Annotated in this window: 3 protein-coding genes; 2 read left to right on the top strand and 1 reads right to left on the bottom strand. The window is 67.7% G+C overall.

What is annotated here, in order from left to right; genetic code table 11:
• The coding region (locus tag ELR45_RS29085) for a GOLPH3/VPS74 family protein (RefSeq protein WP_205857494.1) at window positions 1-609 on the top strand (609 nt) is incomplete at its 5' end.
• A gap of 74 nt (window positions 610-683) precedes the next feature.
• Here the strand turns inward: ELR45_RS29085 and ELR45_RS29080 are convergent.
• Window positions 684-1,454, bottom strand: coding sequence for an isocitrate lyase/PEP mutase family protein (locus ELR45_RS29080; protein ID WP_129669423.1), 771 nt, complete (start codon window positions 1,452-1,454; stop codon window positions 684-686).
• Window positions 1,455-1,604: 150 nt separating this feature from the next.
• Here ELR45_RS29080 and ELR45_RS29075 point away from each other — a divergent pair.
• On the top strand, window positions 1,605-2,352 hold a 748-nt coding region (locus ELR45_RS29075), incomplete at its 3' end, for an MFS transporter (protein ID WP_129669484.1).

Here is a 2,352-nt window from a genome sequence, read left to right as displayed (position 1 = left end):
CAGCCGAGTTCCGGTCGTCAGACCGGGACGGGGAGTATCGCGGGGGAAGGCACTTTGTACTATGCGCTCGCCGGGGCGGTGCTCGCGGACCTCGGGCTTGCCAGTCACGTCCGGACGGAAACTGGGCGGTTAGGGACCATGGCCGTGGAGGCCGTCGCTGACAACCCGCCCTCGGACCAGCTCCTCCGCGCGAGCCGGGAGTATGTCGCGGACAAGGCCCGGAGCGTGCAGACTGTCCTGGCCGCGACGGGGCCGACCCTGCGTGAGCCGTTGCTGGATCGACTCGTGAAGCGCGGGGACCTCCGCCGTAGCACGCGCACGACGTTCGGCCTTTTCAAGACCTCTGTTTATGCGGAGGGCGACAGTGGGCGCCGCGATGGACTGATGGCCGGCGTCCGCGCCGTGCTCGTCGACAGTGTGAAACCCACGGTCCGGGACGCTGCACTCGCTGCGCTCCTCTACGGCAGCGGAACGCTGCCCCAATTCGACCGCGATATCCCGTGGACCTCAACGGTCATCGCCCGCGCCGAGGAGCTCAAGGAAGGCAACTGGGGTGCGGGTGCTACGGCAGAGGCTGTCACGCGCACCATCACCGCGACCATCGTGTGAACAACGTCATCGTCGCCTCGGCCGCTCTCCCGCATAGATAGTCCGGTCACTGGAAAGCCGTTGCGGCCGGTGTCTCAGTTGAGTGCCGGGGTGTCCTTCGGGATGGCGCGGTTCGCGTAGAGATCCTCGGCGACATCCCGCAATGCGCGCAGTGCCACGCGCTGGGTGAGCGGCCCGTAGGAGATGCGGGCGACGCCCAATGATTCGTACTCGGCCGCGGACAGCGCGCCCGGCAGGCCGATGACACTGAGCTTGCGCTCTCCGAGGCCCGCGACGAGGCGCTCGGTGGAATCCCGGTCGAGGACTCCGGGCACGAACACGAGGCTTGCACCGGCGTCGAGAAAGGCTCGGCCACGCTCGACCGCGTCGTCCAGGCTCTCGGAAAGTGGGCGGTCGCCGCCACGCACGATCGCGTCGGTGCGGGCGTTGAGCTGGAAGGCGATGCCCTCCTGCTCCGCGACCTGCACGATGGTTTCGACGTTCGCCACCGCTTCCGTCAGCGGAACCAGCCGGTCCTCGACGTTCGCGCCGACGACGCCGACTCCGATCGCTCGGCGGACGGACTCGCCCGGATCCCCGAAGCCAGCGTCCAGGTCAGCAGTAACGGGCAGGTCGGTCGCCTGCACGATCCGAGTCAACGCCGACAGCGCGACATCGAGGGGAATCTCACCGTCCGCGAATCCGTGGCTTGCGGCGATCGAGTGCCCGGCGGTACCGATCACGCGTGTGCTGGGCAGGTCCGCGACGGTGCGAGTGCTGATCGCGTCCCAGACGTTGACGACGCGGAGGATCTCGGGCGCCTCGTGGAGCGCCTTCAGGGTGGTGGCCTTCTCGGCGGTGGTCATGATGCCGACGCTACTCGAACTGGTCCGGCGGCGGAATGCTTGTCCGGCGGCGACGCCGCGCGGTCAGGCGACGGTCCTGTTCTCGGCCGGTCGAGACGTACTGTCACGCGAACTTGACTATGACGCGACGTCATAGTTTTTCCTTGTCGCATGACACGGATCGCCTTCTTCTACCTGACCTCGTTCGGCACCTCGTTGCTGGGCAACTCGGTCACCGGCATCGCTCTGCCACTGCTGGTGCTGTTCACCACCGGCAGCCCACTTGGCGCCGGGGCCGTAGCGATCGCGGCGGCGGTGCCCGCCGCCCTCGCAGGGCTTCTCATGGGCTCGCTTGTCGACCGGATCAACCGTCGGACGGCCGCGATTCTCTCCGATGTCATCTCGGCTGTGGCGTTGCTCATCCTGCCGATCATCGACCTCACGGTCGGGTTGAGCCTGGGGTGGTTCATCGTGGTGGCTGTCTTGAGCTCCTTCGGAGATGTTCCCGGTATCACCGCCCGGGAGGCGATGGTTCCGGCGATCGCCAGAGCCGCCGGCATCGATCCGGCCCGACTTATCGGTCTGCGAGAATCGCTGGCGGGGGTGGCCCTGCTGTTGGGCCCGGCGATCGCGGGGATTCTCGTCGCGGCCCTGGAACCGGTGGCGGTGTTGTGGGTCACCTCCGGTACGGCAGCGCTGGCGGCCATCCTGACCTTTGCCGTCCCGTCAAGGGCAACGGCGCATCCGCGGGAACGCGACGGCGCGGCGACGACCCGGCGAGCCGGATCGCTGTTCCTCGGACTGGTGATCCTGTTCCGCTCGCCGCTGCTGCGCGCAATGCTCCTGCTGGGGGTAACACTCGCGGTCGTGTTGGCCGCCACACAGGGCATGGTGATCCCCGTTCACTTCACCTTCCAGG

The sequence above is a fragment of the Phytoactinopolyspora endophytica genome (assembly GCF_004138495.1).
Classification (GTDB): Bacteria; Actinomycetota; Actinomycetes; order Jiangellales; family Jiangellaceae; genus Phytoactinopolyspora; species Phytoactinopolyspora endophytica.
This window is presented reverse-complemented; position numbering and strand designations above follow the sequence as displayed.

What these genes read in the sequence shown, in the direction of transcription:
- ELR45_RS29080 (WP_129669423.1), bottom strand. Translation starts at nt 1,454, where the DNA reads ATGACCACCGCCGAGAAGGCCACCACCCTGAAGGCGCTCCACGAGGCG.